General features: G+C 59.3%; 27 protein-coding genes. 22 read left to right on the top strand and 5 right to left on the bottom strand.

The window, feature by feature from the left end:
* The first annotated feature begins 70 nt into the window (after positions 1–70).
* The 4 genes from glmU to AABB31_RS06755 are packed head-to-tail and all read left to right on the top strand — an operon-like array spanning position 71 to position 4,499.
* Complete coding sequence (gene glmU, locus AABB31_RS06770; protein WP_342075233.1) at positions 71–1,417, top strand: bifunctional UDP-N-acetylglucosamine diphosphorylase/glucosamine-1-phosphate N-acetyltransferase GlmU; 1,347 nt, start codon at positions 71–73, stop codon at positions 1,415–1,417.
* Positions 1,418–3,241 carry a glutamine--fructose-6-phosphate transaminase (isomerizing) gene (glmS, locus tag AABB31_RS06765; RefSeq protein ID WP_373635559.1) on the top strand — a complete coding sequence of 608 codons (1,824 nt, stop codon included), beginning with the start codon at positions 1,418–1,420 and terminating at the stop codon, positions 3,239–3,241.
* Positions 3,238–3,819, top strand: coding sequence for a GNAT family protein (locus AABB31_RS06760; RefSeq protein WP_342075234.1), 582 nt, complete (start codon positions 3,238–3,240; stop codon positions 3,817–3,819). The genes glmS and AABB31_RS06760 overlap by 4 nt, the downstream gene beginning before the upstream one ends.
* Positions 3,816–4,499, top strand: a complete 684-nt coding sequence (locus AABB31_RS06755) for a DNA alkylation repair protein (RefSeq protein ID WP_342075235.1) — start codon at positions 3,816–3,818, stop codon at positions 4,497–4,499. Before AABB31_RS06760 ends, AABB31_RS06755 begins: the two co-directional genes overlap by 4 nt.
* Positions 4,500–4,517: 18 nt before the next feature.
* On the opposite strand, the gene AABB31_RS06750 is transcribed toward AABB31_RS06755, so the two are convergent.
* Positions 4,518–5,000: a D-galactarate dehydratase gene (locus AABB31_RS06750; RefSeq protein ID WP_342075236.1), complete on the bottom strand. Its 483-nt coding sequence runs from the start codon at positions 4,998–5,000 to the stop codon at positions 4,518–4,520.
* Between the two features lie 85 nt (positions 5,001–5,085).
* Between AABB31_RS06750 and moaA the strand changes: the two genes are divergently transcribed.
* Positions 5,086–6,090, top strand: coding sequence for a GTP 3',8-cyclase MoaA (gene moaA, locus AABB31_RS06745; RefSeq protein ID WP_342075237.1), 1,005 nt, complete (start codon positions 5,086–5,088; stop codon positions 6,088–6,090).
* Positions 6,091–6,134: 44 nt separating this feature from the next.
* Here the strand turns inward: moaA and AABB31_RS06740 are convergent, their stop codons facing one another.
* Both AABB31_RS06740 and AABB31_RS06735 read right to left on the bottom strand, forming a co-directional pair.
* Positions 6,135–6,470 (bottom strand): hypothetical protein, encoded by a 336-nt coding sequence (locus AABB31_RS06740; protein ID WP_342075238.1) that lies wholly within the window; start codon positions 6,468–6,470, stop codon positions 6,135–6,137.
* A gap of 521 nt (positions 6,471–6,991) precedes the next feature.
* Complete coding sequence (locus AABB31_RS06735) at positions 6,992–8,074, bottom strand: IS481 family transposase (protein WP_342074941.1); 1,083 nt, start codon at positions 8,072–8,074, stop codon at positions 6,992–6,994.
* A 239-nt stretch (positions 8,075–8,313) separates the two neighbouring features.
* On the opposite strand from AABB31_RS06735, the gene AABB31_RS06730 reads away from it, so the two are divergent.
* The 12 genes from AABB31_RS06730 (at position 8,314) to AABB31_RS06675 (ending at position 18,666) form a co-directional block, all read left to right on the top strand.
* Entirely contained in the window at positions 8,314–8,517 is a 204-nt protein-coding gene (locus tag AABB31_RS06730; RefSeq protein ID WP_342075239.1) for a hypothetical protein, read from the top strand.
* Between the two features lie 77 nt (positions 8,518–8,594).
* On the top strand, positions 8,595–9,758 hold the full coding sequence (locus AABB31_RS06725; RefSeq protein WP_342075240.1) for an isovaleryl-CoA dehydrogenase: 1,164 nt from the start codon (positions 8,595–8,597) through the stop codon (positions 9,756–9,758).
* Entirely contained in the window at positions 9,755–10,054 is a 300-nt protein-coding gene (locus tag AABB31_RS06720; RefSeq protein WP_342075241.1) for a hypothetical protein, read from the top strand. The genes AABB31_RS06725 and AABB31_RS06720 overlap by 4 nt, the downstream gene beginning before the upstream one ends.
* Positions 10,051–10,506, top strand: a complete 456-nt coding sequence (locus tag AABB31_RS06715; protein ID WP_342075242.1) for a lysozyme inhibitor LprI family protein — start codon at positions 10,051–10,053, stop codon at positions 10,504–10,506. Before AABB31_RS06720 ends, AABB31_RS06715 begins: the two co-directional genes overlap by 4 nt.
* 98 nt (positions 10,507–10,604) lie before the next feature.
* Positions 10,605–11,039, top strand: a complete 435-nt coding sequence (locus tag AABB31_RS06710) for a lysozyme inhibitor LprI family protein (protein WP_373635558.1) — start codon at positions 10,605–10,607, stop codon at positions 11,037–11,039.
* Positions 11,036–12,610, top strand: a complete 1,575-nt coding sequence (locus tag AABB31_RS06705) for a carboxyl transferase domain-containing protein (RefSeq protein ID WP_342075244.1) — start codon at positions 11,036–11,038, stop codon at positions 12,608–12,610. The genes AABB31_RS06710 and AABB31_RS06705 overlap by 4 nt, the downstream gene beginning before the upstream one ends.
* Positions 12,611–12,674: 64 nt before the next feature.
* Positions 12,675–13,346: a hypothetical protein gene (locus tag AABB31_RS06700; RefSeq protein ID WP_342075245.1), complete on the top strand. Its 672-nt coding sequence runs from the start codon at positions 12,675–12,677 to the stop codon at positions 13,344–13,346.
* A 3-nt stretch (positions 13,347–13,349) separates the two neighbouring features.
* Complete coding sequence (locus tag AABB31_RS06695; protein ID WP_342075246.1) at positions 13,350–15,260, top strand: acetyl/propionyl/methylcrotonyl-CoA carboxylase subunit alpha; 1,911 nt, start codon at positions 13,350–13,352, stop codon at positions 15,258–15,260.
* Positions 15,257–15,949: a glutathione S-transferase family protein gene (locus tag AABB31_RS06690; protein WP_342075247.1), complete on the top strand. Its 693-nt coding sequence runs from the start codon at positions 15,257–15,259 to the stop codon at positions 15,947–15,949. The genes AABB31_RS06695 and AABB31_RS06690 overlap by 4 nt, the downstream gene beginning before the upstream one ends.
* On the top strand, positions 15,942–16,802 hold the full coding sequence (locus AABB31_RS06685; RefSeq protein ID WP_342075248.1) for a hydroxymethylglutaryl-CoA lyase: 861 nt from the start codon (positions 15,942–15,944) through the stop codon (positions 16,800–16,802). The genes AABB31_RS06690 and AABB31_RS06685 overlap by 8 nt, the downstream gene beginning before the upstream one ends.
* On the top strand, positions 16,799–17,569 hold the full coding sequence (locus AABB31_RS06680; RefSeq protein WP_373635557.1) for a crotonase/enoyl-CoA hydratase family protein: 771 nt from the start codon (positions 16,799–16,801) through the stop codon (positions 17,567–17,569). Before AABB31_RS06685 ends, AABB31_RS06680 begins: the two co-directional genes overlap by 4 nt.
* Positions 17,570–17,724: 155 nt before the next feature.
* Complete coding sequence (locus AABB31_RS06675; RefSeq protein ID WP_373635556.1) at positions 17,725–18,666, top strand: hypothetical protein; 942 nt, start codon at positions 17,725–17,727, stop codon at positions 18,664–18,666.
* A 60-nt stretch (positions 18,667–18,726) separates the two neighbouring features.
* Here the strand turns inward: AABB31_RS06675 and AABB31_RS06670 are convergent, their stop codons facing one another.
* On the bottom strand, positions 18,727–18,891 hold the full coding sequence (locus AABB31_RS06670) for a hypothetical protein (protein WP_342075251.1): 165 nt from the start codon (positions 18,889–18,891) through the stop codon (positions 18,727–18,729).
* Positions 18,892–18,911: 20 nt separating this feature from the next.
* On the opposite strand from AABB31_RS06670, the gene AABB31_RS06665 reads away from it, so the two are divergent.
* A complete protein-coding gene (locus AABB31_RS06665) occupies positions 18,912–19,277 on the top strand; it encodes an NADH-quinone oxidoreductase subunit A (RefSeq protein ID WP_342075252.1) in 366 nt (121 codons plus the stop codon).
* 60 nt (positions 19,278–19,337) lie between these two features.
* Here the strand turns inward: AABB31_RS06665 and AABB31_RS06660 are convergent, their stop codons facing one another.
* Positions 19,338–19,910, bottom strand: a complete 573-nt coding sequence (locus AABB31_RS06660; RefSeq protein WP_342075253.1) for a calcium-binding protein — start codon at positions 19,908–19,910, stop codon at positions 19,338–19,340.
* Positions 19,911–20,136: 226 nt separating this feature from the next.
* Between AABB31_RS06660 and AABB31_RS06655 the strand changes: the two genes are divergently transcribed.
* Genes AABB31_RS06655 through AABB31_RS06640 form a run of 4 tightly spaced genes read left to right on the top strand, consistent with a single transcriptional unit; the run spans position 20,137 to position 22,605 of the window.
* On the top strand, positions 20,137–20,667 hold the full coding sequence (locus tag AABB31_RS06655) for an NADH-quinone oxidoreductase subunit B family protein (protein WP_342075254.1): 531 nt from the start codon (positions 20,137–20,139) through the stop codon (positions 20,665–20,667).
* On the top strand, positions 20,664–21,275 hold the full coding sequence (locus AABB31_RS06650; protein ID WP_342075255.1) for an NADH-quinone oxidoreductase subunit C: 612 nt from the start codon (positions 20,664–20,666) through the stop codon (positions 21,273–21,275). The genes AABB31_RS06655 and AABB31_RS06650 overlap by 4 nt, the downstream gene beginning before the upstream one ends.
* Positions 21,275–21,691 (top strand): GFA family protein, encoded by a 417-nt coding sequence (locus AABB31_RS06645; protein WP_342075256.1) that lies wholly within the window; start codon positions 21,275–21,277, stop codon positions 21,689–21,691. Before AABB31_RS06650 ends, AABB31_RS06645 begins: the two co-directional genes overlap by 1 nt.
* 23 nt (positions 21,692–21,714) lie before the next feature.
* Positions 21,715–22,605 (top strand): sulfotransferase, encoded by an 891-nt coding sequence (locus AABB31_RS06640; protein ID WP_342075257.1) that lies wholly within the window; start codon positions 21,715–21,717, stop codon positions 22,603–22,605.
* The last annotated feature ends 2 nt before the right edge of the window (positions 22,606–22,607 follow it).

Below are 22,607 nucleotides of genomic sequence, written 5' to 3'. Positions count from 1 at the left end.
GAACCCCCCACTCTTGTGATAATCGCATGGACAAGTAGAAGACCGCAAAGAAGAACCACAAGGGGCAGCAATGGCAACCGCATTAGTCGTGTTAGGCGCAGGCATGGGCACGCGCATGAACTCGGACCTTCCCAAGGTTCTGCACCAGATCGCTGGTGCCCCCATGCTGGTACATGCGATGAAAGCAGGTGCCGCCCTTGACCCCGCTAAAACCGTCATCGTCGCCGGTCATGGGGCGGCAGACGTGGAAAAAGCGGCCAAAGCCTATGATCCGGATACGGATGTCGTCATCCAGGATCAGCAACTTGGCACCGCACATGCGGTCGCCCAGGCGCAATCCGCGCTGGAGGGTTTTGAAGGGGACGTGATCGTCCTTTATGGCGACACGCCATTTATTCAGGCCGAAACACTTGCGGCCATGACTGCCGCACGCCTGACCCACGATATCGTGGTTCTGGGCTTTGTGGCTGATGATCCGGGCCGCTATGGCCGGCTGATCGTCAAGGATGACCAGCTGGACCGGATTGTCGAGTTCAAGGATGCCGATGAAGCCGAACGGGCGGTGGCGCTGTGCAACAGTGGCGTTGTGGCCGCAGATGCGCGCACCCTGTTCGATCTGATCGACGCGGTTGGCAACGACAATGCGGCGGGTGAATATTACCTGACGGACATCATCGGGATCGCACGCAGCAAGGGCCTGTCCGCAACCGTCGTGACCTGCGCCGAGGCCGAAACGCTTGGTGTCAATTCGCGCAGCGAGCTTGCCCGCGCCGAGGCGCTGTTTCAGCGCCGCGCCCGGTCAAGCGCGCTGGATGACGGGGTCACGCTGATTGCGCCGGATACAGTATATTTCGCTCATGATACGGCCGTCCGGCGCGACAGCATCATCGAACCGCATGTGGTTTTCGGCCCCGGTGTGACGGTCGAAAGTGGTGCGCATATCAAGGCATTCTCGCATCTTGAGGGCTGCCACGTCTCGCGCGGGGGGGTTATCGGCCCCTATGCCCGGCTGCGCCCCGGCGCTGAACTGTCCGAAGGCGTCAAAATCGGCAACTTTGTCGAGATCAAGAATGCCGCAATTGCCGAAGGGGCCAAGGTCAATCACCTCTCCTATATCGGTGATGCGGCGATTGGCGCCCGATCAAATGTTGGTGCAGGCACAATCACCTGCAATTACGACGGGGTCTTCAAGCACAAGACCCAGATCGGGGCGGACGCCTTTATCGGGTCCAACACGATGCTTGTGGCCCCGGTCAGCATCGGCGATCAGGCCATGACGGCCAGCGGATCGGTGATTACCCGTGACGTGCCGCAGGGCGATCTGGCCGTGGGCCGCGCCCGACAGGAAAACAAAGGCGGTTTTGCAATCCGCATGTTCGACAGATTGCGGGCCTTGAAGGCGAAGGGAAAGTCATAAATGTGCGGAATTGTTGGCGTATTGGGCAATCACGAGGCTGCCCCGATCCTTGTCGAGGCGCTTAAGCGGCTGGAATATCGCGGCTATGACAGCGCAGGTATTGCGACGATCAATGACCTGCGACTGGACAGGCGTCGCGCGGTGGGCAAGCTGGTCAATCTGTCCGATATGCTTGTGCATGACCCGCTGCCAGGCAAGTCCGGCATCGGGCATACACGCTGGGCCACACACGGGGCGCCCAATGCAGGGAATGCACACCCGCACCGGGCTGGCGGTGTGGCTGTTGTCCATAACGGGATCATCGAAAATTTCCGCGAATTGCGCGAATTTCTGGCAACAAAAGATGTGGGTTTTGAAACCGACACCGATACCGAAACCATTGCCCTGCTTGCCAATTACTACCGCGATCAGGGGCTCAGCCCGCGTGATGCCGCCGAACAGACCATTGCCCGCCTTGAAGGGGCGTATGCACTCTGTTTCCTGTTTGACGGTCATGACGACCTGTTGATTGCCGCGCGCAAGGGGTCGCCGCTGGCCATCGGGCATGGCGAAGGCGAAATGTTCGTGGGGTCAGATGCGATTGCCCTGGCGCCCATGACCAATCAGATCACCTATCTGGAAGAAGGCGATTGGGCGATTATCTCGCGCAATGATGTCGAAATCCGCGACAAAGAAGGGAATATCGCCAATCGGGCCATGAAAATCATCCGGATCGACACCGCGCGCGTCGATAAGGCTGGTTACAAGCACTTCATGGCCAAGGAAATCGCCGAGCAGCCAACGGTGTTGCAAGGCGCATTGGCGCATTACATCAATCACGATGGCACCGCGATTACCCTCCCCGAACCTGGTCTTGACTTTGCGAAGATCGAACGGTTCAGCATGGTGGCCTGCGGTACGGCATTCTATGCCTGTCTGGTTGCGAAATACTGGTTCGAGCAACTGGCCGGCATCCCGGTTGAAGTTGATGTCGCATCCGAGTTCCGCTATCGCGAACCCCCCGTCACACCGGGGACCGTCGCGCTCTTCGTCAGCCAATCTGGCGAGACAGCCGATACGCTTGCCGCCCTGCGCTACATGGAAGGCAAGGCCGCCAAGATTGTGTCGGTCGTGAATGTTCCGGAAAGTTCGATCGCGCGCGAAAGCGACCTGCCGCTGCCGATCCTGGCCGGTACGGAAATTGGCGTTGCCTCGACCAAGGCCTTCACCTGCCAGCTGACGACATTGGCGATACTGGCCCTGCAGGCCGCGCAGGCGCGCGGGCGGATCACCGATGCAGAGCTTGCCGACAAGCTCGCCAATCTTCGCGCACTGCCGGGCGTCCTAAACCTTGCACTTGCCGTTGAAAGCAAGGCGTCCGAACTATCGCGCAAACTGGCCGAAGCCCGCGACATCCTGTTTCTCGGGCGTGGCGCGATGTATCCGCTCGCCCTTGAAGGCGCGCTTAAATTAAAAGAAATCAGCTATATACATGCCGAAGCTTATGCATCAGGCGAACTGAAACATGGCCCCATCGCGTTGGTGGACAAACATGTGCCGGTCATTGTCATGGCCCCGCGTGATGCTTTGTTCGACAAGACCGTCTCGAACATGCAAGAGGTCATGGCACGGGGCGGCAAAGTGTTGTTGATCACCGATCAAAAAGGCGCGGCAGAGGCTGGCGACGGGGTATGGAACACAATCCTGATGCCCGAAATTGACCCGTTTCTTGCCCCGATCCTCTATGCCGTGCCTGCGCAATTGCTGGCCTATCACACGGCCATCGCGAAAGGCACTGATGTGGACCAGCCCCGCAATCTGGCCAAGTCGGTCACAGTGGAATGAAGATTGGGCCTGTCAGCCTTGCGGGGGCGCATGTCCAACTGGTGCCGCTGACGCAAGCCCATTGCGCGGATCTGCAACAGGCGGCGGGTGACCTGCATGAACTTTGGTACACTTGGGTCCCGCATCCTGACGCAGTCGCGACAGAGGTCGACACACGCAACGCCAAAGCCGCTGCCGGTAAGATGGTGCCTTTTGCGGTGCTTGACCCCGATGGGCGCGCGGTGGGCATGACCACCTATATGGATATTGATCACGATACGCCCCGCCTTGAGATTGGATCAACCTGGTACGCGAAATCCGTGCAACGCACCCCGTTGAACACCGAAGCCAAACGGCTGTTGCTGGGACATGCATTTGAAACCATCGGCTGTGTCGCGGTCGAGTTTCGCACCCACGCGCTGAACCATCAAAGCCGGCGGGCGGTCGAACGGTTGGGGGCAAAGCTGGACGGTATCCTGCGCAATCACATCTACACTGGCGATGGGACCCTGCGCGACACGGCGGTCTATTCCATCCTGAACAGCGAATGGCCCACCATCCGCACCCATCTTGATTACCTGTTGAGCAAACCACGATGACCCCCAAAGCCGCCATCGCCGAACTTCGCGCCCTCGGGGACGCAACAAAAGCGTCCGAGATGCACCGCTATCACAAGGTCGATCGACCCTATCTGGGGGTGGCCAACCCCGTGATTGACGAACGGGTCAGGACATGGCGGGCGGCCGTCGATCTGGACGCAAGGCTGGCGCTGGCCAAGGGGCTATGGGCGGGCAATACCCATGAGGGGCGGATAGCGGCTGCCAAACTACTGACGCAAGCGCGGATCAGGCCGGATGACGGGGCAGCCTGGGCGCTGATCGTATCCTGGGTGCCCACATTTGACGCATGGGCTGTGGCCGATCACGCCAGCATTGCGGGGCAGAAACGGCTCGTGGCTGACCCATCGCGCCTGGATATTGTCGAAACCTGGACAACCTCCGATCACCTGTGGACCAAACGGGCAGCGCTGGTGATGACGCTGCCCTGGACCAAGCAGAACCACCCCAAACCGGCCGAGCTTGCAGCGCGAGAGCGTATTCTGGGCTGGGCCGCCACTTATGTCGACGACCATGACTGGTTTATCCAGAAAGCCGTTGCATGGTGGCTGCGGGAACTATCCAAACACGATGCGGCCAGGGTCGCCGCCTTTCTGGATGCGCATGGCAATCAGATGAAACCTTTTGCCGTCAGGGAAGCGTCCAAAAAACTGCCGTCGTAAGATGGATCTTGATCCATCCTACCTGGCAAAGACGGTGATCTCGGGGAGTGAGGTCAACGGGGCTTCGATCAGGCGCATGGCGGCCAGCGATATCTGACTGCCTGATCCTGCGGCACCACCTGACGGGCGCAGTTCCACATTGATGGATTTGTCCTGATAGGTGATCCGACCCGGGGTCAATTCGGTCACAAGCGCGGTTTTCAACCATATGCCGGGCTCGGCCGGCGACCCGAGGCTGGCAATTGTTGTTCCCAATGCAGCGTCAGCAGGCGTTGCCGAAACCGTGATTGCAGCCGCCCTGTCTTCATCCGTGGTTGTGTCAAATTGCTCGACCGTCGTGGCATTGCGCGGCGGCGGCGGCGGTGGGGTCGGGTCCAGCGTGGGGGCGGGCACGGCAACCTCGACAACGGGCTGACCCGGCGGTTCGAACAGACCCTGCAACGAGGGCGAGGTACAGCCTGCAACGGCCAGAACGGGAAGCATAAGGTATAATCTGGTCATGCTGTGACGGTATGCGGCAGTCAGCGCGGTTGCAAGCACCAGCTTGGCGCTTGCGCAGCCTCCCGCGCGCGCCTAGGTTGGCGCAATGACAGCACCGCTTATTGATCCCTTCGCGCGCGCCATCGAATATTTGCGTGTTTCGGTTACCGACCGCTGCGATTTTCGCTGCGTGTATTGCATGTCGGAAAACATGACCTTCCTGCCCAAGAAAGAGCTTCTGACGCTTGAGGAACTGGACCGGATGTGCAGCGCTTTCATTCGGCTTGGGGTGCAAAAACTGCGGATCACAGGGGGCGAGCCGCTGGTGCGCCGTGATATCATGACCTTCTTTCGGGCGATGTCGCGGCATCTGGATAGCGGGGCGCTGCGCGAGTTGACACTGACAACCAATGGCAGCCAGCTTGAAAAATTCGCTGATGACCTCTTTGCCGCCGGTGTCCGCCGGATCAACGTCTCGCTCGACACGCTTGACGACGACAAATTTGCGCGCATCACCCGCTGGGGCCGCCTGCCGCAGGTCTTGCGTGGCATTGATGCCGCCCAGAAAGCAGGGCTGCGGGTCAAGATCAACACGGTCGCCTTGCAGGGTTTCAACGAGGATGAGCTTTTCACGCTGACCGACTGGTGTGCCGCGCGGGATATGGACCTGACCTTTATCGAGGTCATGCCCATGGGCGATCTGGGCAATGAGGACAGGTTGGGCCAATACTGGTCGCTTAAGGACTTGCGTGCCGAACTTGCGACACGCTCTGCCTTGACAGATCTGCCGGACAATACAGGCGGCCCTGCTCGCTATCTGCGGATGGAAAGCACCGGTCAGAAAATCGGGTTGATCACACCGCTCACCCATAATTTCTGCGAAAGCTGCAACAGGGTGCGGATCACCTGCACCGGCGAAATCTATACATGTCTGGGACAGGAAGGCCATTCGGACTTGCGCGGCCCGTTGCGGGCTTCGGAAGCCGACGCCGAGTTGGAGGAAGCGATCCGCGCCGCCATTGCGCTAAAACCCAAAGGGCATGATTTCGACTATTCACGCCAGAAAATTGACGGCCAGGTCAGCCGGCACATGTCCCATACCGGCGGTTAGGGCAGGATGGATCAAGATCCATCCTACGCCGTTGTGCAAAATGTCTATCGGCGGCGATAGGTCCCGCTGCGCACGTCAATCTCTACCGTTGCAATTTCTTCCGGCGTCGCCGCAATCCCCGTCGTCCTGCAGGCTGCGTTTGATCCTTCAAGATAGACATCTTTCTGGCTGTTCGAGATCACGTTGAAATACCGCAAATCATTCAGCAGGCGGGTCCCATTCATCTTGATCGTTGCCTGCCGCATCACCTCGCGGTTCAGATCGCTGTATTTCCGGCCGCCACTATTGGTGTAGGCCCCGCAGATATTCAGCTCGCCGTCGATCATCACGGCCCGGAACCGGGCCAGCATGGATCCAAGACCATCCCATTGAAATGCCATGCCATCAAATGATCCATCGATCCGAACTTCAACGGCTTCCGCCGAGAGAGGCATCGCCATGGCAATACAAACAAATAGAGGTTTTAGAGAGAATGAGTACTTCACCGGAAATTCCTTTTTGCATCGGTAACAATCACGTGCCTACACATCTTTGACGATGCCATCAGTATCAACCATAGATTGTTGACGCTCACGTAGACTCAAACCTATTGTTGCACAACCGCTTTGGCCAAGACCCCGCGATGGGTACAGCATAGGAAACTTGATCGCAGACCCATCATCACGCGCCCAAGAGATCAATTCCATCACTGGCCTGCTGCCGGTTTCGTGAGCGCCGGGACATGTGTGTATGAAATCGGAAAATCCACATAGCGAGAAGGGTTTTTAGTTGCGGGTTCAACGCGGAAGCAGTGACAAAACGTGGCGCGAGTGCGGCGCAAGCGTCTAGAGATCTTGGAATATATTCGACTGTGCCTCGCTGTCCTGAAGTGTAAAACTTCAGACTTGATCTGACGGACATCTCAGCTTGCGACGCTGAGAACGGGTTGCGCACTGTCCGATTGGTCGTGCGTTTTGATCGTCTTCTCGACAGCGATGTGTAGCGTTTCGCGGAAGGTCTGCATAGGTGTTTTGCCATAGCAGTGACGTCCCGAATGTGGCCGCTGTTCGTTGTACTTTGCCAGCCACGCATCCAGATCGGCCTGCAACTCTTCGACTGACCGATACAGTTTCTTGCGGAATGCGATGTCGTAGAACTCATCCTTGATGGTGCGATGGAACCGCTCGCAGATGCCGTTTGTTTGCGGAGAATTGGCCTTGGTTCGGGTGTGGTCCACGTCCTCGACGGCCAGATAAAGCTGGTAGGCGTGGTTCTCGACCTTGCCACAGTATTCCGTGCCCCGGTCTGTCAGGACGCGCAGCAGGCTGATCTCATGCTCTGCAAAGAACGGGATCACGCGGTCGTTCAGCAAGTCGGCCGCGGTGATTGCCGTCTTTTCAGTGTAGAGCTTGCAGATCGCCACGCGGGCATAGGTATCGACAAAGGTCTGTTGATAAATGCGTCCGACGCCCTTCATTGTGCCCACATAATAGGTGTCCTGGCTGCCCAGATAGCCAGGGTGGTGGCTCTCGATCTCGCCATGGGCTTCTTTCTTGGCCTTGGCTTTTTCCAGCGCGGCCAACTGATCCTCGGTGAGCAAGATACCCTCTTGGGCGGCACGGGCCTCCAGGGCCTTGAGGCGCTTTTTCATGGTTTCCAGATCATTACGCAGCCAGATCGACCGGACGCCCGACGATGACACCATGATGCCTTTCTGCTGCAGCTCCCACGACGCCCGTTTCTGACCCAGAGCCGGGTTGTCGATGGCCAGTTCGATGACCGCCTTCTCGACATGTTCTGGCACGCGGTTTTTCATCACCGGCTTGCGGCGGCTGAGATCCATCAGGGCTTCTTCGCCACCCTGATCGTAAAGTTCTCTGAACCGGTAAAAGCTGTCCCGCGAATAACCCATCACTTTGCAGGCCTGCGACACGCTTCCGAGCTGTTTGGCCAGTTCCAACAGCCCCAGCTTCGGCTTGATGATCTTCTCTTGAATACTTGTCATTGATCGACACTCCTTGATTGCGCTCCAGAAGAGCAGAAATGTCAGATCAAGTCGTGTGTTTTACATCTGAAGGCTGCTGTTGAATGCCCAGATGAGGGCTGTCGCCGGGGCTTGCCCGCCGCGATGTCTTGCCCATTCACGCCAGTCTCGGTCGCCCGTTTCAGCCTTGGTCGACTGGTGCGCGTTGTCCCATTGTCGCTGACGAAGCGGATGGGTTTGCTATGACCAAACTTCAGAGTATGACGCATGAAGTCGCGCCATCAGGCCAGATCCGGGTCATGATGACAGCCGGTTTTCGCGCCGTGACAACGATGGCTTTCTTCATTCCTTTCGCATGCGCGATTGTCGGGCAGTTCTTGACGCTGTGGATATGGATCGCGATCACCGGGGCGCATATTTGCGATCCGGCATGGGGCAGCGGGTCAGCCGCCCTTCGGAGATAACTTGACGTGACAACTTGACGGGGCAAAACAGACCGGATAGAAATTGAACAGTTGTTCAATAAATGGAATTCTCATCCATGTTTCACGCTTCAATGACGTTTGATCTTGGCGAGGATGTGAATGCCTTGCGCGATATGGTCCATGCCTGGGCGCAGGAGCGGGTCAAGCCGATGGCCGCTGCGATTGATGCCAATAACGCCTTTCCGCCAGAGCTTTGGCCGGAAATGGGGGCGTTGGGCCTTTTGGGTGTAACCGTCGATGAGGATTATGGCGGGGCAGGAATGTCCTACCTCGCGCACACAGTCGCCATTGAAGAAATCGCGCGCGCCAGCGCCTCTGTCTCATTGTCGTACGGGGCTCATTCCAACCTTTGCGTCAATCAGATCAAGCTGAACGGAAATGATGAACAAAAGGCAAAGTATCTGCCCCGGCTGATTTCCGGCGAACATGTTGGTGCGCTTGCCATGTCCGAGGCGGGGGCAGGATCGGACGTGGTGTCGATGTCGCTGCGCGCAGAAAAGCGCAACGACCATTATCGCCTGAACGGCAACAAATACTGGATCACCAATGGCCCGGATGCCGACACGCTGGTGGTCTATGCCAAGACCGATCCGGATGCCGGCTCAAAGGGGATCACGGCCTTTCTTATCGAAAAGGAAATGACCGGGTTCAGCACATCGCCGCATTTTGACAAGCTGGGCATGCGCGGGTCCAACACCGCCGAGTTGATCTTTGACGACGTGCAGGTTCCGTTTGAAAACGTGCTCGGCGAAGAGGGCAAAGGCGTGCGTGTCCTGATGTCAGGTCTGGATTACGAACGGGTGGTGCTGGCGGGTATTGGGTTGGGCATCATGGCCGCCTGTCTGGACGAGGTCATGCCCTATATCAGCAGCCGCAAGCAATTCGGCGAACCCATCGGGAACTTCCAGCTGATGCAGGGCAAGATCGCGGATATGTATACGGCGATGAATTCCGCCCGTGCCTATGTCTATGAAGTGGCCCGCGCCTGTGACCGGGGCACTGTCACACGGCAGGATGCGGCAGCCTGCTGTCTTTATGCCTCGGAAGAGGCGATGAAGCAGGCCCATCAGGCCGTTCAGGCGATGGGCGGGGCCGGGTTCCTGAATGACGCACCCGTTGCGCGGATTTTCCGCGATGCCAAGCTGATGGAGATCGGGGCAGGGACATCCGAAATCCGGCGCATGCTGGTCGGCCGCGAGTTGATGGGCGCGATGTCGTGAAACGCCGGATGATTTTCCTGCCTGTGATCGTCCTGGTCGCATTTGCAGCCTATCTTGGGCTACGGGCGGGCACGGTGCCAACCGAGACGGAGGTCATCAATCGCTATGCTGCGACATATGTGGCGACCGCAGGCGACGGGGCTGCGTTGACCGATTGTGCGGCGACATCGCATCCAGACCCCATCGTGCGCATGGTCATTCATTGCGCCCATCAAAGCGGTCTGACCACCACCTATTTTGTGGGGCCGCGCGGCGAGTCCATTGATCCGTCGTCGTTGCAGGAGCCGTCCGCATGAATATTCTGCGATCATGGCTGATTTTCGCGTGTCTTGCCGCACCGGCGACCGCGCAAGAGGCTGTCTTCAGCCCGGAGGCGACTGAACGCTGCCTGGAAAACAGCCGATTGCGGGCCGAACGCGTGGCCTGCATCGGGGCGTCCAGCGGGGTTTGCATGGCTGACGGGGGCGGGTCTTACGCCGAATCTATTTGTTTTAGTGAGGAAGGCGTTTTTTGGGATGACCGCCTGAACGCGGTCTATCAGGAACGGATGGCAGCGGCCCGGCGGGATGACAAATCCTTGGCTGATGCCTTGTTGAATTTTCAGCGCGCGTGGATCGTGTATCGCGACGCCCGCTGCGACGCCGTCTTTGCTGCCTGGGGCGAGGGGACTGGTCGCTCGCCGGCTTTGGCCGAATGTATTATGCGGACCACGGCCGAGCAGGCATTGCTTTTGGAGGACGGGCTGTGACCCTGCGTGCTGATCAGTCGGTGCCGGGTGGAGGGCGCAAGTCCTTGCAGCCAAGGGCAATTTCCCGGGGGCTGCAGATTGGCGCGGTATGTCTCGCGATGACGAGCACAGGCGCAGCTGCGCAAGAGCTTGGGGTGGATGCTGCCGCAGTGCGCGCCTGTCATGATAGTGCGCAAGGATGGGATGTGACCCCGGATTGCATCGGCGCTGCGGCGAACTTATGCCAAGAGACGCCCGGCGGCAGCACAACCGTCGGCATCGGTGCGTGTCTGGCCGCGGAAATTGCCGTGTGGGATGAGATTTTGAATGAAGAATATCAGGCGCGCCGAGCTGAATTCTCCGCCTCGGCTGCGGAGCTAGCCGATGCGCTGCGCGACGCCCAACGGGCTTGGATCGCGTTTCGCGATGCTGATTGTGATTTGCGCTATACCCTGTTCCAAGGCGGCTCCATTCGGAGCATTGTTGGGGCGAATTGCCGTTTGTCGAAGACCGCGCAACGGGCGATTGAACTGCGCGATATAGGTGACCTATGAATGACTTAACCAGTTCGCGCGCAACGCATGAGGCGGCACTGGCCGACATCACCGAGGCTGCCGCAAAGGCCGCGTTGGGCGGCGGCGAAAAATCCCGCGCCCGTCATCTGTCACGCGGCAAGATGTTGCCCCGTGATCGCGTGGCGAACCTGCTTGATCCCGGTTCCTCGTTTCTGGAAGTGGGCGCAACGGCAGCCCACGGCATGTATGATGGGGCTGCCCCCTGCGGCGGTGTGATCGCCGGGGTCGGGACAGTCCACGGGCAGGACGTCATGGTCGTGTGCAATGATGCGACCGTCAAAGGTGGGACGTATTTCCCGATCACCGTCAAAAAGCACCTGCGCGCACAGGAAATCGCCGAGGCCTGCAATCTGCCTTGCGTCTATCTGGTCGACAGTGGCGGCGCGAACCTGCCAAATCAGGACGAGGTTTTCCCTGACCGCGACCACTTTGGCCGGATCTTCTATAATCAGGCGCAGATGTCTGCCAAAGGCATCCCGCAAATCGCTGTTGTGATGGGGTCCTGCACCGCCGGTGGTGCCTATGTACCTGCCATGGCCGATGTGTCGATCATCGTCAAAGAGCAGGGCACTATCTTTCTGGCCGGCCCCCCGCTGGTCAAGGCGGCCACGGGCGAGGTGGTCAGCGCCGAAGATCTGGGCGGCGGCGACGTGCATACGCGCCTGTCAGGGGTTGCCGACTATCTGGCCGAGGATGACGCCCATGCTTTGGCTTTGGCCCGGCAGGCTGTGGCCTCCTGCAGTTTGCGCAAGGATCCCGATGTCCTTCGCAAGCCGCCCGTGCCACCTGCCGTTGATCCCGACACTCTGTTTGACGTGATCCCCGCTGATCTACGCACCCCTTATGATATCCGCGAGGTGATCCGCCGGATCGTTGACGGATCACATCTGGATGAATTCAAGGCCCGCTTTGGCGAAACGCTTGTCTGCGGTTTTGCCCATATTGATGGGTGGCCCTGTGGCATCGTTGCCAATAACGGGGTGCTGTTTTCCGAAAGCGCACAAAAGGGCGCGCATTTTGTGGAATTATGCAGTCAGCGTAAGATCCCGCTGGTGTTTCTGCAGAACATCACCGGATTCATGGTTGGTCAGAAATACGAAAACGAGGGTATCGCGCGGCATGGGGCAAAGATGGTCACCGCCGTGGCGACAACGAAGGTTCCCAAGATCACGATGATTGTCGGTGGCTCCTTCGGGGCGGGAAATTATGGCATGTCTGGAAGAGCTTACAGCCCGAACTTCATGTGGTCATGGCCGACATCCCGGATTTCGGTGATGGGGGGCGAACAGGCGGCTGGTGTGCTGGCGACAGTCAAGCGCGACGCGATTGAGCGTGGCGGCGGCGCTTGGTCGGCCGAAGAAGAAGCCGCCTATAAGCAGCCCACCATTGATATGTTTGCTGAACAGTCGCATCCGCTTTATGCCAGCGCGCGGCTCTGGGATGATGGGGTGATTGACCCGCGCAAAAGCCGCGAGGTTCTGGCCTTGTCCCTGTCCGCCGCCCTGAATGCCCCGATAGACGACACACGCTTTGGCGTGTTCCGGATGTAATGCAGATGTGTCTGGTCATCACCATCGCGCGGGTCGCCGCGCCATCAGTTCGGCGGAGGGCGTGATGCGCGGCATCAAGGATCGTCTTCTGAACCAGCTGCCGGAGGTGAAATGGCCCACCTTGGGCAAGACCGTCGATATTCCCGTCTACGTGATCCACAACAGCGCGGATGCCGAGGATTACTTTTTCATCTTCGATTTTGAACAATTCGTGGAACGCTCCCGGCAGGGCATGTTTGTCAGGCCGAAATTGCAGGTCTGGGCCGGTCGCAATGACTTTGCCAGGGGGGCCTTTGCGCGCCAGTTTCGCGAAAGCTTTACGCATGAGTTCGAGGCCGCCCGCGTCGCCTTGGGCTCCGAAAAGGATAACGGGCGCGGTTGGTTCAGCTGGAGCATGGGGTTTGATCTGCTTCCCAGTTTCGTGGCGCATGTTGTGCTTCTTGTTGCGCTGTCCGCCGGCAAAATGGTCTTGTCCGCGCTGCCCTTGCCGGGCTTTCTGCGTGGCAAGAGCGATGCGGAAAAGCTGGAAGGCAAGATCGACGAAATGCAGACCAAGGTTGATCAGGCATTGGGCGATATGCAGGTCGTGGTGCATCGCGATTTACGCAAACATGCCTATTGGCACGCGCAAATGCGGGCTGCGGGGCAGGTGGATGAAGACGCCTGGCCTTTGCCGGCTTTTGTCAAAACCCATCTGACCGACCCGCCGGCCCGGAAATCAAGATCGTGGTGGTAAGACATGTTTGACAAGATACTGATCGCCAATCGTGGCGAGATTGCCTGCCGCATTATCCGCACCGCCCGCGCGATGGGTGTTCGGACCGTTGCAGTCTATTCTGATGCGGATGCCGGTGCTTTGCATGTCACCCAAGCGGACGAGGCCGTGCGCCTTGGACCTGCACCGGTTGCCGATAGCTACCTGCGCGGTGATCTGATTGTGCAGGCCGCCTTGGATACGGGCGCGCAGGCGATCCACCCCGGCTATGGGTTCTTATCCGAGAACCCTGATTTCGTGGATGCGGTCACGGCGGCCGGTCTGGTCTTCATCGGCCCGTCTGCCAAGGCCATTCGTGCCATGGGATTGAAAGATGCAGCCAAGGCACTGATGGCCGAGGCTGGCGTGCCGGTTGTTCCGGGCTATCACGGAGCCAATCAGGAGGCCGCGCATCTGGCCGCGCGTGCCGCCGAAATCGGCTATCCTGTGCTGATCAAGGCGGTGGCTGGCGGCGGCGGCAAGGGGATGCGTCTGGTCAATGATGCCGATGGTTTTGCCGAAGCGCTTGCCTCGGCCCAGGCGGAGGCGCGCACCGCCTTTGGCAATCCTCATGTGCTGATCGAGAAATATATCACCACCCCCCGCCATATCGAAATGCAGGTCTTTGGGGACGGCACCGATGCGGTTCATTTGTTTGAACGCGACTGTTCGCTGCAGCGTCGCCATCAGAAAGTGATCGAAGAGGCCCCCGCACCCGGCATGACCGATGCCGTCCGGCAGGCGATGGGCGAGGCTGCGGTGACCGCAGCCCGCGCGATTGGCTATGCAGGGGCCGGTACGATCGAGTTTATTGTTGATGGTGCGGATGGGCTGCACCCGGATCGTTTCTGGTTCATGGAAATGAACACCCGTCTGCAGGTCGAACATCCGGTGACCGAGGCAATTACCGGCGTCGATCTGGTCGAATGGCAGTTGCGGGTTGCCGCGGGCGAGCCCTTGCCAGCCGCGCAGGCAGATTTGCGCATCACCGGGCATGCCTTTGAGGCCCGGCTGTATGCCGAGGACGTCCCCGCCGGATTTCTGCCAGCAACAGGGACTTTGCATCATGTCACGTTTCCCGGCGCTGCCCGCATCGACAGCGGCGTGACCGCTGGGTCAGAGATTTCGCCCTGGTATGATCCGATGATTGCGAAGCTGACAGTGCATGGCCCCGACCGCGTCCGCGCCCTGCGCAAGCTTTCAGCGGCACTGGATCAGACCCGGATTGCCGGCACGGTCACCAACCTTGATTTTCTGCGCCGCTTGTCCCGGGATCCGGATTTCGTCGCAGGCGATGTGGATACCGGTCTGATTGAACGGGGCAAGGATGCCCTCTGCGTCGCGGCGGTGCCAACCCCGCGCGATGTCGCCATCGCGGCGGTTGTTGCGGCGAACCTGCCTGACGGTCCGTTGACGGGGTTCACCCTGTGGCAGCCGATGCAGCGTGACCAATATCTGCGCTTTGCTGACACTGACTATTGCGCCAGGTTGCAGGTGCTGGATGCCGCGCGGGTCGATGTGTCGGTTGGTGACGATAAGGTTTCACTGGCGCGCAATGGCGCGGATTGGGGTGTGTCCGCCGAACGCCACGGCGAACATGTCACCGTATTTGGCCCGCAGACACTGACTTTTGCGGTCGTTGATCCGCTGGCCCGATCCAGCATGGCCGTGGGTGGCGATACCGTGTTGGCGCCCATGCCAGGTCTTGTCCGCGAGGTCAGCGTCACCGCGGGGCAGACCGTGGCTGCCGGTGACCGATTGATCGTTATGGAGGCAATGAAGATGGAACATGTCTTGCGCGCCCCGCGCGACGGTGTTGTGGCCAGTGTGGCTGCGAAACAGGATGATCAGGTTGCAGCTGGCGCCTTGATGGTGGCGTTGGAGCCGTTGCAATGATCCGGCTGCATCACGTCCCCCAGACCCGGTCGATGCGCAGCCTGTGGCTTTTGCATGAGCTTGATGTCAGCTTTGTTGTGCAGACCTACCCGTTTGACAAGACGCTCCGGCAGGAGCCTTACGTTTCGCTGAACCCGACGGGCCGTGTGCCGACGCTGCAACTCGACGATATTGTCCTGACAGAAAGCGGCGCCATCACCGAATATCTGTGTGAGCGCTTTCCCGAGGCCGGCCTGGGTCGAGACCCAGGACACGCCGAACGTGCTGCGTGGCTGAACTGGCTTCATTTTGCCGAAACGATCAGCCATCACGCAGCGACCCTGACCCAGCAGCATATCATGCTGCGCGAGGATCATATGCGTTCGCCCATCATCATGCAGTTGGAGGCAAAGCGCCTGGCCCGCACGCTGCGCACCGTCGAGGCTGGTCTGTCGTCGGATTATCTGCTGTCGGAATTCTCTGCCGCCGATATCAGCGTGGGGCAGGCTGTCTATATGGCGATGCATTATGTGCGCCTCGATGACTTCCCCCGATTGACCGCCTGGTTTAATCGCCTGTGCGCCCGCCCGGCCTGGGCAAAGTCGCTGCCTGCCGGTGATGTCTTGTTCAAGCAGACCTTCTATCCGCCATGGGAGGCCTCGGACGCCCGCCCTGATCCGTCGCAGGTGAAGGTCCCCTCTGATGCCTGATTTTGTTCGTCTGCACGAGGTTGGCCCCCGTGATGGCTTGCAAAACGAGGCAGGCCTGATCCCGGTTGCGGATAAGGTCGCCCTGATTGATTTGCTAAGCCAGTCCGGCCTGCGCAATATCGAGGTTGGCAGTTTTGTCAGCCCCAAATGGGTGCCACAGATGGCCGACACCAACCGTGTTCTGGCAGCCCTCACCCCAAGGGACGGGGTCCGCTATGCGGTTCTTGTCCCCAATATGCGCGGATGGCAGGGGTTTGCAGAGGCCCGTATCGCAGGTGTTGCCTACGATGTTGCCGTTTTCATTTCAGCGTCGGAAGGGTTTTCCCAGAATAACCTGAACTGTTCGATTGCCGACTCGATCAGTCGCCTGGCCCCGGTTGTGCAGGCGGCCGAAGCTGCGGGCGTGGGGCTACGCGGCTATGTATCTTGCGTGACCGATTGCCCCTTTGATGGCCCGGTGCCCCCGGATGCGGTCGCCCGCGCCGTCGCGGGCCTGCGCCGACTGGCCCCGATGCCCATATCGCTGGGCGACACGATTGGCAAAGGCACGCCAGAGCGGATGACCGCAATGTTGAAGGCCGTCATGCAGGAGGTGCCGGTGGAGATGCTTGCCGGCCACTATCACGATACCGGTGGTCAAGCGCTGTCAAACATCGCGGCCTCGCTGGCGCTGGGCGTCCGTGCGTTTGACAGCGCCGTGGGCGGTCTTGGCGGTTGTCCCTACGCCCCCGGCGCCCCGGGCAATGTTGCGACCGAGGCGGTGCTCGAGATGCTGCATGATGCGGGATATGAAACAGGTGTCGATCCGGCGGTGATCGCCCGGGCTGCCACCCTTGCGGGAGCCATGCGATGATTGATTTGCAAACAGATGCGCGCGGGGTTGCCACGCTGACACTGGCCCGGCCGGACAAGCACAACGCCCTGTCGCAGGATATGATTGACCAGTTGCACGCGGCTGCCCGCCAGATCGCCGCAGACAGTACGATCCGCGCGGTTATTCTGGCGGGGCAGGGGAAATCCTTTTGCGCCGGCGGCGATCTGGGGTGGATGCGCGACCAGATGCGCGCCGATGCGGCTGCGCGACGCGATGCGGCCCGGTCAATCGCGCAGATGCTGGGTGCCTTGAATACGCTCCCCCAGCCTGTGATTGGCAAAATCCATGGCAACGCCTTTGGCGGCGGCGTTGGGCTGGCCTGTGTTTGCGATGTCGCGATTTGCGCCGAGCAGGTCAAATTCGGGCTGACAGAGACGCGGCTGGGCCTGATTCCGGCGACCATCGGCCCATACGTCCTTGCCCGGCTGGGAGAGGCGCATGCAAGACGCGTCTTTATGTCATCGCGTGTGTTTGACGCGGCCGAGGCTGCCTCGCTCGGTGTGGTGGCCGATGCGGTCCCGGCAGCAGATCTGGATGCCGCCGTAGAGGCAGAAGTGACACCCTATCTGTCATGCGCCCCCGGTGCGGTGGCCGCAGCCAAAGCATTCGCGCGCAGCCTGGGGCCGGTCATTGATACGGCTGTCATCGACCGGTCCATTGACGCACTGATCGCGCAGTGGGAGGGCGATGAAGCCCCCCAAGGGATCGCTGCATTTTTTGACAAGCGTCCGGCACCCTGGGCCTGATCGGCCCGCGGGCGCCGCCGCTTCATCGTTCCAATTTTAGCAAAATGCGCTGCAATCCCGTACCTAACTTAACCACACATCAATCTGTTATCGTCAGAATTCGGTCTCACTTCTGACCGATTTCAAGGGTTTCTTGCCGGTCAAAGGGGATTGATATGCGTTTTGACTGGCCGACACCTGAGCAGATGATCTACCGCGTGACACGGCTGCGCCGCCTGGTGCTGCTGGCTGTGATGATCCCTGTTGTGACCATGCTCGCCGGGTCGCTGATTGATCCGGCCTTCCTTGCGCCGGATCGGGCGACATTGGGGTGTCTGGCGGTCGCATTGCTGGTTGTGGGGCATGTTGTCCTGTTCCCGAATGTACCGTTAGAGACGATCAGCCTTTCACTGTCGCTGACCTGCCTGATTGTCGCCGCCCCGTGGATCAAGGCGTTCAGCGCCCTTGCCCCGGTGGCTTATGCAGATGCCGCACTTGCGCTGCTTGTCGGCCTGTCGGTGGTGGCTGCTGGCGGCTTGATGCTTTTGCTGCAGCTGGTGCTTGGGGTGTCCTTGCTGATGGGGCCGTTTGTGCGCTTGCGGCTGAAAGCATCCGTTGATGTTGGCTGCTCGGCGGATGTGGCCCGTGGTCAGTTTGCGCTGAAACCCGGCGTGCGCCGTGGACGCATCCTGACAGGCGCGGCTGATGAAAACGGCTTTTTCGATGTCGCGATTGTCGCCCCCCAAGTCGAGGACCCGGCCAATGCCGCCAATCCGATGATTGTGCATGTGGCCGCCAAGGTGATGCAGGAAACTGCCCAAGGGCAAGAAACCATGCTGGTCCTGCCGAATGGTGCCGTGACAGTGACGTCTGAAACCTTTGCCCCGACGGCTGATGGGTGCCAGGTCGCTATTAGCGAAATGCCGGGCGATTTTACATTGGGCATGCACGCCATGTTCTGGCTGACCGATCAACAGGCCGATAACCTGACAGAGACCGCCGACATCATCGCCGGCATCCCTGCCCGGGCAAACGGGTTGGCCCATGGCGTGTCCTTCCTTGCGGTGGCCGGGGCTGTCTTGTCACCACGTCTGCCTGTCGCAGATCGGGCCGAGTAGGGCGCTGAGCAAGCCGCACGCAAGCGGTTGATACTTTGGCCAGCGTTGCGGCGCGGGCCATCAGCCGACTGACAATAGCGCGATGCCGACCTGGAGGATGCCGTTTTCCTTACCCATCATTTTTTGATCTGATCCGGGATGAAACCCCGCTGCGTGCAGTTGACCCCAATCTGCCCCGCAGGTAACAGGAAACCAGCAAATACGCTGCGCCAGATCGTGGCGCATGCCACCGAAAGGAACGCCTGTTGCAAGATATGCTGTCAGAGTATCTGCCGATCCTCATTTTTCTGGGGCTGGCCATCGCCCTTGGTCTGATTCTGATCCTTGCGGCCGCCATTGTGGCGGTGCGCAATCCGGACCCTGAAAAGGTGTCGGCCTATGAATGTGGGTTTAATGCCTTTGATGACGCGCGGATGAAATTCGACGTGCGGTTCTACCTGGTGTCGATCCTGTTCATCATCTTTGATCTGGAAGTTGCATTCCTGTTTCCATGGGCGGTGGCTTTCGCAGATATCAGCATGGTTGGCTTCTGGTCGATGATGATCTTTTTGGCCGTACTGACAATTGGCTTTGCTTACGAATGGAAAAAGGGCGCGCTTGAGTGGGAATGACCCCGCGCTGATCGTTATGTGCCCGCGCCGCAGGATATGCGCCGCGGGCTTTTTTATGGGTTAGAAGAACGTGGCGAATGTCACGTCGTCAAAGGTCGCATTCTCAATTGTGATGGACTGGCTCTGGCTGAGCTGGAACACCAGATCGTCGCCGTCCTGTGTTGCAAACCGTTCAAAGTCGGCGCGTGTCACTTCGCGACCTGCAGCGATCTGGATTGCAACGATATCTTCGCCAGCCGTGTAGTCGGTGATGACATCGTTCCCGGTTGCAGCGGTGAAGATGAACACGTCATCACCCGCGCCACCTGTCAGGACATTGTCGCCTGATCCACCGATCAGCGTGTCTGCGCCATCCCCGCCGTCAAGCACGTCATTGCCGCTGCCGCCGCTGAGGCGATCATTGCCTGCGCCACCGGACAGAAAGTCTCGGCTACTGCCACCAAACAAGCGGTCATCGCCCAGGCTGCCGAACAGGATATCCGAGCCTGAACCGCCGACCAGCAGGTCGTTTCCGCCTTCGCCGGAAAGAATATCGTTGCCGCCATTGCCGCGAATGTCGTCATTTTGGGCGCCGCCGGTCAGTTGGTCGGGGCCGAATCCACCTCTGATTCCAGATTGGAAGGTCGTTCTCATACTGTGTTCCTTTGTGAGTTGCGTAGTCCGCATGTCATAAATGGGAAAATTTCCCATTTGAACCCGCAAATGACCGTCTCAAGGGTTTGTGAACTGACGTGGCGGGAAGGTGGGGGTGCTGCGTTTTGCCCAATTGGATCGGTGTCGGATGTCGTTGACGCCCTGACGGCAGCCCGTTAAACCACGGCAAGTAAATTGGCAGCCGACCAGTAGAAAAGGACGCACCATGGGAGTGATGACCGGGACCGCCGTTGGCGCCGACAAGGAACATGGCGCTGGTCTGATCAACGAGGCGTTGCAGGACAAGGGCTTTCTGGTCACGTCAACCGCGGATATCGTGAACTGGGCCCGTACCGGATCGCTGCACTGGATGACGTTCGGTCTGGCTTGTTGCGCGGTTGAGATGATGCACACATCCATGCCCCGCTATGATCTTGAGCGTTTTGGCACCGCGCCGCGCGCCTCTCCGCGACAGTCGGATCTGATGATTGTGGCCGGGACGCTGACCAACAAGATGGCCCCGGCGCTGCGCAAGGTCTACGACCAGATGCCAGAGCCGCGTTATGTGATTTCGATGGGGTCCTGCGCCAATGGTGGCGGATATTATCACTACAGCTATTCGGTTGTGCGCGGCTGCGACCGGATCGTGCCGGTTGATGTCTATGTCCCCGGCTGCCCACCCACGGCCGAGGCGCTGCTATATGGCATTTTGCAATTGCAGCGCAAAATGCGCCGGACAGGGACGATTGTACGATGAGTGACAGCATGCACGAACTAGGCACCCACCTGGAGCTGAAGCGCACCGATTGCGTCTTGTCATGGGAGGTAACCCATGGCGAATTGACAGTGAATGTGGCGCCGTCATCGCTTGTCAGCTTTGTCGAGTTTCTGAAAACCGATCAGGCCTGCAAATTCTCGTCCCTCGTGGATATCACGGCTGTGGACTATCCCAACCGGGCCAAGCGTTTTGATGTCGTCTATCACTTCTTAAGCATGTATCAGAACCAGCGCACTCGCCTGCGGGTTCAGATCCGCGAAGAGGATATGCTGCCGTCAATCATGTCTGTCCACCCATCGGCCAATTGGTTCGAGCGGGAAGTGTTTGACATGTTCGGCATCCTGTTTTCCGGCCATCCGGACCTGCGCCGCATCCTGACCGATTACGGTTTTCGCGGCTATCCGCTCCGCAAGGATTTCCCGACCACCGGCTATACCGAGGTGCGCTATGACGAAGTGCAAAAGCGGGTTGTCTACGAGCCGGTGAAGCTGGTGCAAGAGTATCGCCAGTTTGATTTCATGTCGCCATGGGAAGGGGCCGAATACATCCTGCCCGGTGACGAAAAGAAAGACGAGAAGGCAAGCTGATGGCCGATGCGCTGAACGGGTCATGCCTGTGCGGCGCATGTACCTTCACAGCATCCCTGACCGACCAGGGGGCAGGGGCCTGCCATTGCGGGCAGTGCCGGAAATGGTCCGGCGGAATTTACATGAGCGTCGGCTGCACTGACGTGACCTTCAATGACGACGCCCCGCTGGGCTCTTACAAGGCGTCGGAATGGGGAGAGCGTGTTTTTTGCAAGACGTGCGGCTCGTCCATTATGTGGCAGACACAGGATGGCGCGCATCAGCATGTGTCGATCCAGACCTTCGATGATCCCGGCCAGTTCGAGATCGGGGTAGAGGTGTTTATCGACCGCAAGCCATCGAATTATGCATTGTCCAATCAGACAAAGACCATGACCGAGGCCGAGGTTTTCGCCATGTTCATGCCCGATGTCTAGCTTGGTGGGGATGCATTTGCGCCGTGACTGATCCCACATTGCTTTATTGTGTCGGTGCGACCAAAGCAGGGACGTCATGGCTTTATCGTTATCTGCACGACCACCCGGACTGCGCGATGCCCGCCGTGAAAGAGGCGCATTATTGGGATACGTTTGATCCAGATCGCGCTGACAAGCAGCTGACCGCGTTTCGTTTGCGGCTGCGCGAGCTCCGCGATTTGAAAACCGATGCGCAGGATGCCGGGCGGGGCTGGCAGGTTGCCAATGCGGACCGGCGGATCACCGACATGAAGGCGCTGATGTCCGTGCTTGAAGGTGACCGGGCCGATGACCTTGCCTATGGCGCATGGCTGACCGATCGGGGCGAGACCCGTCTGGTTGCGGATATGACCCCCAATTACGCGACCTTGCCCGACAGCATGCTCAAACGCATGGCGCGCCTGTCCCCGAATACCAAATTTGTCTTCTTGATCCGCGATCCCTTGGACAGGCTGTGGTCGCATATTCGCATGCAGGCCCGCCGCCAGCGCCAGTCGCACGAAAAATACGAAAAGAAGTCGAACAACATCCTCTACCGTATTCTCAATCGGGGGCAGGAGACCCACATCCTTGAACGGGGTGATTATCCCGCGATCATTGCCCGGCTGCGTCGCGCCATCCCAAAGGGCCGTTTGCTGGTGATGTTTACCGAAGATCTGATGAGGCAAGATGGCCTCTCGCAACTTTGTTCCTTCCTTGATATCAGCTATGCAGAACCTGCGGTCACCACGCCGGTCCATAGCGGACCTGAGGTGGTTATGCTGGACAAGCTGCGCCCTAAGGCGTTGAAACTATTGAATGAACACTACACTTGGGTGGCCAAAAATATCGGCCCCCTGCCGCAACGGTGGCAAGACAACTTGGCGAGGGCGTAAAG

It is taken from the genome of Yoonia sp. SS1-5 (assembly GCF_038443705.2).
In the GTDB taxonomy this organism is placed as follows: Bacteria; Pseudomonadota; Alphaproteobacteria; order Rhodobacterales; family Rhodobacteraceae; genus Yoonia; species Yoonia rhodophyticola.
The sequence above is the reverse complement of the archived record's forward strand: the minus strand, read 5'-3'. Positions and strand labels throughout refer to the sequence as shown.

Excerpts from the sequence above, each read along its gene's own strand:
- glmU (WP_342075233.1), top strand. The coding sequence starts at position 71 with ATGGCAACCGCATTAGTCGTGTTAGGCGCAGGCATGGGCACGCGCATG.
- glmS (WP_373635559.1), top strand. The coding sequence starts at position 1,418 with ATGTGCGGAATTGTTGGCGTATTGGGCAATCACGAGGCTGCCCCGATC.
- AABB31_RS06760 (WP_342075234.1), top strand. The coding sequence starts at position 3,238 with ATGAAGATTGGGCCTGTCAGCCTTGCGGGGGCGCATGTCCAACTGGTG.
- AABB31_RS06755 (WP_342075235.1), top strand. The coding sequence starts at position 3,816 with ATGACCCCCAAAGCCGCCATCGCCGAACTTCGCGCCCTCGGGGACGCA.
- AABB31_RS06750 (WP_342075236.1), bottom strand. The coding sequence starts at position 5,000 with ATGACCAGATTATACCTTATGCTTCCCGTTCTGGCCGTTGCAGGCTGT.
- moaA (WP_342075237.1), top strand. The coding sequence starts at position 5,086 with ATGACAGCACCGCTTATTGATCCCTTCGCGCGCGCCATCGAATATTTG.
- AABB31_RS06740 (WP_342075238.1), bottom strand. The coding sequence starts at position 6,470 with ATGGCATTTCAATGGGATGGTCTTGGATCCATGCTGGCCCGGTTCCGG.
- AABB31_RS06735 (WP_342074941.1), bottom strand. The coding sequence starts at position 8,074 with ATGACAAGTATTCAAGAGAAGATCATCAAGCCGAAGCTGGGGCTGTTG.
- AABB31_RS06730 (WP_342075239.1), top strand. The coding sequence starts at position 8,314 with ATGACGCATGAAGTCGCGCCATCAGGCCAGATCCGGGTCATGATGACA.
- AABB31_RS06725 (WP_342075240.1), top strand. The coding sequence starts at position 8,595 with ATGTTTCACGCTTCAATGACGTTTGATCTTGGCGAGGATGTGAATGCC.
- AABB31_RS06715 (WP_342075242.1), top strand. The coding sequence starts at position 10,051 with ATGAATATTCTGCGATCATGGCTGATTTTCGCGTGTCTTGCCGCACCG.
- AABB31_RS06710 (WP_373635558.1), top strand. The coding sequence starts at position 10,605 with ATGACGAGCACAGGCGCAGCTGCGCAAGAGCTTGGGGTGGATGCTGCC.
- AABB31_RS06705 (WP_342075244.1), top strand. The coding sequence starts at position 11,036 with ATGAATGACTTAACCAGTTCGCGCGCAACGCATGAGGCGGCACTGGCC.
- AABB31_RS06700 (WP_342075245.1), top strand. The coding sequence starts at position 12,675 with ATGCGCGGCATCAAGGATCGTCTTCTGAACCAGCTGCCGGAGGTGAAA.
- AABB31_RS06695 (WP_342075246.1), top strand. The coding sequence starts at position 13,350 with ATGTTTGACAAGATACTGATCGCCAATCGTGGCGAGATTGCCTGCCGC.
- AABB31_RS06690 (WP_342075247.1), top strand. The coding sequence starts at position 15,257 with ATGATCCGGCTGCATCACGTCCCCCAGACCCGGTCGATGCGCAGCCTG.
- AABB31_RS06685 (WP_342075248.1), top strand. The coding sequence starts at position 15,942 with ATGCCTGATTTTGTTCGTCTGCACGAGGTTGGCCCCCGTGATGGCTTG.
- AABB31_RS06680 (WP_373635557.1), top strand. The coding sequence starts at position 16,799 with ATGATTGATTTGCAAACAGATGCGCGCGGGGTTGCCACGCTGACACTG.
- AABB31_RS06675 (WP_373635556.1), top strand. The coding sequence starts at position 17,725 with ATGCGTTTTGACTGGCCGACACCTGAGCAGATGATCTACCGCGTGACA.
- AABB31_RS06670 (WP_342075251.1), bottom strand. The coding sequence starts at position 18,891 with ATGCGCCACGATCTGGCGCAGCGTATTTGCTGGTTTCCTGTTACCTGC.
- AABB31_RS06660 (WP_342075253.1), bottom strand. The coding sequence starts at position 19,910 with ATGAGAACGACCTTCCAATCTGGAATCAGAGGTGGATTCGGCCCCGAC.
- AABB31_RS06655 (WP_342075254.1), top strand. The coding sequence starts at position 20,137 with ATGGGAGTGATGACCGGGACCGCCGTTGGCGCCGACAAGGAACATGGC.
- AABB31_RS06650 (WP_342075255.1), top strand. The coding sequence starts at position 20,664 with ATGAGTGACAGCATGCACGAACTAGGCACCCACCTGGAGCTGAAGCGC.
- AABB31_RS06645 (WP_342075256.1), top strand. The coding sequence starts at position 21,275 with ATGGCCGATGCGCTGAACGGGTCATGCCTGTGCGGCGCATGTACCTTC.